General features: G+C 73.3%; 1 protein-coding gene. It reads left to right on the top strand.

Features of this window, described 5'->3' with window-relative positions; translation table 11 throughout:
- On the top strand, positions 1 to 360 hold a 360-nt coding region (locus PUR56_RS14445; protein WP_329949204.1), incomplete at both ends, for a polyketide synthase.

Genomic DNA, 360 nt, shown 5'->3' with positions numbered 1-360 from the left:
GGCAGGCTGCTGGTAGAGCGTGGGTCGTCGGCGCGGGCTGCGGGTCGTCGGGTGCTGGCGGTGGTGCGGGGTACGGCGGTGAACCAGGACGGTGCTTCGACCGGTCTGACGGCGCCGACCGGTCCGTCGCAGCAGCGGGTGATCCGGGCCGCGTTGGCGCAGGCGGGTTTGTACCCGCAGGACGTCGACGCGGTCGAGGCGCACGGCACCGGCTCGACGATCGGCGACCCGATCGAGGCCCAGGCCCTCCTGGCCACCTACGGTCAGGACCGGGACGGCGGCGACCCGCTCTGGCTCGGGTCGGTGAAGTCCAACATCGGGCACACGCAGGCGGCGGCCGGTGTCGCCGGCATCATCAAG

Source organism: Streptomyces sp. BE303, from assembly GCF_036290945.1.
Classification (GTDB): Bacteria; Actinomycetota; Actinomycetes; order Streptomycetales; family Streptomycetaceae; genus Kitasatospora.
This window is presented reverse-complemented; position numbering and strand designations above follow the sequence as displayed.